Source organism: Stenotrophomonas sp. PS02301 (genome assembly GCF_029959485.1).
GTDB lineage: Bacteria > Pseudomonadota > Gammaproteobacteria > Xanthomonadales > Xanthomonadaceae > Stenotrophomonas > Stenotrophomonas maltophilia_Z.
Map to the genome: position 1 here is coordinate 1 of NZ_JASCOO010000178.1, position 3,425 is coordinate 3,425.

The 3,425-nt window shown below is 66.9% G+C and carries 3 protein-coding genes; all 3 read right to left on the minus strand.

Annotation, left to right across the window (positions count from 1 at the left end; genetic code table 11):
• Positions 1–159: 159 nt before the first annotated feature.
• Genes QMX81_RS20685 through QMX81_RS20695 form a run of 3 tightly spaced genes read right to left on the minus strand, consistent with a single transcriptional unit; the run spans position 160 to position 3,320 of the window.
• Positions 160–1,158, minus strand: a complete 999-nt coding sequence (locus QMX81_RS20685) for a magnesium and cobalt transport protein CorA (protein ID WP_282264329.1) — start codon at positions 1,156–1,158, stop codon at positions 160–162.
• Between the two features lie 15 nt (positions 1,159–1,173).
• The gene (locus QMX81_RS20690) at positions 1,174–2,430 is read right to left on the minus strand and encodes a DUF4105 domain-containing protein (RefSeq protein WP_282264332.1); all 1,257 of its coding nucleotides are present in this window, start codon (positions 2,428–2,430) and stop codon (positions 1,174–1,176) included.
• A gap of 8 nt (positions 2,431–2,438) precedes the next feature.
• On the minus strand, positions 2,439–3,320 hold the full coding sequence (locus QMX81_RS20695) for a transporter associated domain-containing protein (RefSeq protein ID WP_121041641.1): 882 nt from the start codon (positions 3,318–3,320) through the stop codon (positions 2,439–2,441).
• Between the last annotated feature and the right edge of the window lie 105 nt (positions 3,321–3,425).

The window sequence follows — 3,425 nt, forward strand, 5'->3', positions numbered from 1 at the left end:
GCTCACGCCCATGCCCCGGACGGCCGCGAACATGAGATGAGGGTCATGCCACCGGAGGAGCCGGCCAGCGGCCGGCACTACCCACCGTCGTGGCCAGCCGTCGCCCGCCGTAGCCAGCAACGGTCACCACCGTAGCGACCAACGGTCGCCTACCTACACCTACAACCAGCGCGCACGCTTGAACAAGCGGTACAGCCCCACGCACACCGCACCGACGCCGATGATCATCGCCGGGTAAGCCCACGGCTTGTCCAGCTCGGGCATGTTCGTGAAGTTCATGCCATACCAGCTGGTGATCAAGGTCGGGGCGGCCAGCAGCGCCGCCCAGGCGCCCAGGCGCTTGACCGTCTCGCCCTGCGCCAGCGTCACCAGCGACAGGTTGACGCTCAGCGCGGTACCCAGCATTTCGCGCAGGGTGTCGATCACATCACTGATCCGCACGGCGTGGTCATGCACATCGCGCAGGTACAGCTTCACTTCGTCCGGCACCAGCTCGCCCTGGTAGCGCTTGATCTGCGAGAGCATGTCCTGCAGCGGTGCGACGGCCATGCGCATCTTGTTGAGCTCGCGCTTGAGCTCGTACAGCCGCACCACGGTCTGGCGCTTGTAGTTGTCGGAGAAGATGTCCTTCTCCAGCAGCTCCAGCGTGTCGCGGTAGCGCTGGGTGATCGGCAGGTAGTTGTCGACCACGAAATCCAGCACCGCATACAGGCAGTACGACGGGCCCATCGTGCGCAGCAGCTCCGGCTCGCGCTCCACGCGGGCGCGCGGGGCGGCATAGGACAGCGATGCGCCATGGCGCACCGTGACCAGGAAGCGCGGCCCGAGGAAGGCGTGGGTCTCGCCGTAGCGGATCCGCTCGTCCACCATCTGCGCGGTCGTGACCACCACGAACAGCGAATTGCCGTAGGCCTCCACCTTTGGCCGCTGATGCGCATTGCGGGCGTCTTCGATGGCCAGCGAGTGCAGGCCGAATTCTTCCTGCAGCTTCAGCAGCACGCTGTCGTCGGGTTCGTACAGCCCCACCCACACGAAGCCGTTGTCGCTGGCGATCACATCGCTGATCGCATCCAGGCCGATGTCGTGGCGCTTGCCCTGGTCATCGTAGTGAACGCAGTTGATGACGCAGGCGGGGTTTTTAGGTGTGACGGTATCCATGGCGGGCATCGTGCGTCAGCGGCCCGTGACGGGCAGGTCACGGCGGCCCAGCACCCATGCCAGCGCCACGTGGATGGGCAGCAACAGCACGATCCACTGCAGGTTGTACTGCGCCTGCAAGGTCAGCCAATGCAGCACCAGGCCGAGCAGCGACACGCCGGCGACCGCCCACAGCACGAACCGGAACCACGCGCGCGGCACGCGGCCGCGCAGCAGGGTGATCGCAGCGGGAACGAGCAGCAGGCACAGCGGCGAGAGCTGCAGCAGGTTGCGGTTGGCCCAGGCGGCCTGGTGCGCACTGAAGCCCCACAGGTAGGTCAGCAGCGCGCCGCCGATCCCGCAGAACAGCCAGAACGGCAGTGCCAGGCCGCCAAGCAGGCGGCGCCGGCGGCGCAGTGCAACCACACCCGCAGCGGCGATCAAACCGCACAGCAGCCACGGCCACCAGCGGCGCGGGGATTCGGTCGGCTCCGGGGCGATCCGGTGCGGCAGCAGCTCCTGCTCGGCCTGCACCAGCGGACGACCTTCGCTGTTGCGTACCTGGCGCAGCGCATCGGCCAGGCGCATCGGCACGAAGGCTTCCTGCCAGCGCGACAGCGGCTGGTCGGCGAACGGGCCCAGGCCGATGTCGAAGCCCAGCCACATCCACGGCGACGGCGAAGCCAGGCGCACCGATTCACTGCGGTAGGTGTTGCCGCGCGAGCGCCCGGACAGCTGCGAATGCAGCCCGCCGCCCAACGCGCCGTCGATCGCATCGCGGACCATGGTGGCGCAGTTGGCGGTGTAGTAATCGTAGTGGTAACGCGCGTTCTCGGGCTTGGCCCGCTTGGCCAGCGACGCGGCCAGGGTACGCGCCTGCGCAGGCGTCAGATCCAGCCACTGCACGCTCGCACCGCGGCCGCTCTCCTGGTAGTACGACAGGTCCTGCCCAAGCGGCAGCGCGACCAGGTAGTACATCATGTCGCCGCGCACGAAGTTGCCGATGAAATCGGACTCGCTCGGGTCGAAGTAACCGAAGTTGTACGAGGTGGCGTCGCCGGTGACCGGATCGACTACGACCAGTGCGTCATGTCCAAAGCGTTCAAAGAAGATCTCGCCCGGCTGCATGGTGACCACGCCGATGCGTGGCGCCTCGGCGGCAGGCGCTTCGGCGGAAGTGGCCGGGGCGGCATCCTGCGCGGCCAGCGCCCCGAAGGGCAGGCTGGCCATCGCAAGCAGCGACAACACGAACAACAGGCGGCACGGCGACCACCGATTCAAAGGGGGCCGCATGGCGTGGGTCAATCCTCGTTGTGGGTGTCGGGCGGCAGCACGGTCACGTGGAACGCCTGCACGCGTCGGGCATCGGCACGCGCCACCCGGAACACGAAGCGGTCCAGGGTGAGCTCGTCGCCGGTCTCGGGCAGGTGCCCGATCGCCTCGGTGACCAGGCCACCGATGGTGTCGTAATCGTCGTCGGGGAACGTGGCACCGAAGCGCTCGTTGAAATCCTCGATCGCGGTCAATGCATCGACCACGTACTGGCCGTCGGCCTGGATCGCGATCTGCGAGGTGTGGTCCTCGGCCTCGTCGTGCTCATCGTCGATCTCGCCGACGATCTGTTCCAGCACGTCTTCGATGGTGACCAGCCCGGCGACACCGCCGTACTCATCGACCACGATGGCCATGTGGTTGCGCGAGAGCCGGAACTCCTTGAGCAGCACGTTGAGCTTCTTGGCCTCGGGGATCAGCACCGCCGGGCGCAGCAGCTCACGGATGTTGGCCGGCCCGTTGTCGGCCACCACGCCGCGCAGCAGGTCCTTGGCCAGCAGGATGCCGAGGATGTCGTCCTTGTTGTCGCCGTGCACCGGGAAGCGCGAATGGCCGGATTCGACCACCTGCTTCATCAGGTCAAGGAAGGGGGCTTCGACCGGCAGGGAGACCATCTGCGAGCGCGAGATCATCACGTCGCCGACGGTGAGCTCGGCCACCGAAATGGCGCCTTCCATCATCCGCAGCGTGTCGGCGGCGATCAGGCCGTCTTCGTGCGCGGTGTGCAGTACCGCCACCAGCTCGTCGCGGGTGTGGGGTTCGCCGGAGAAGGCAGCGGTCAGGCGTTCGAGCCAGCTGCGCTTCTTTTCATTGTGCTCCTGGGTGGAGCTACTACTGTCGTCTTCAGACATCTCTGGAAAAAAAGGCACCCGGCGTGCCGGGCGTTGGATTTAGTCTATCAGGATGCGGGCGCCTGTCAGCGCCCGGCCGAGGGCGGATTCACGCCCGGCAAGGGG

What these genes read in the sequence shown, in the direction of transcription:
- QMX81_RS20685 (WP_282264329.1), bottom strand. Translation starts at nt 1,158, where the DNA reads ATGGATACCGTCACACCTAAAAACCCCGCCTGCGTCATCAACTGCGTT.
- QMX81_RS20690 (WP_282264332.1), bottom strand. Translation starts at nt 2,430, where the DNA reads ATGCGGCCCCCTTTGAATCGGTGGTCGCCGTGCCGCCTGTTGTTCGTG.
- QMX81_RS20695 (WP_121041641.1), bottom strand. Translation starts at nt 3,320, where the DNA reads ATGTCTGAAGACGACAGTAGTAGCTCCACCCAGGAGCACAATGAAAAG.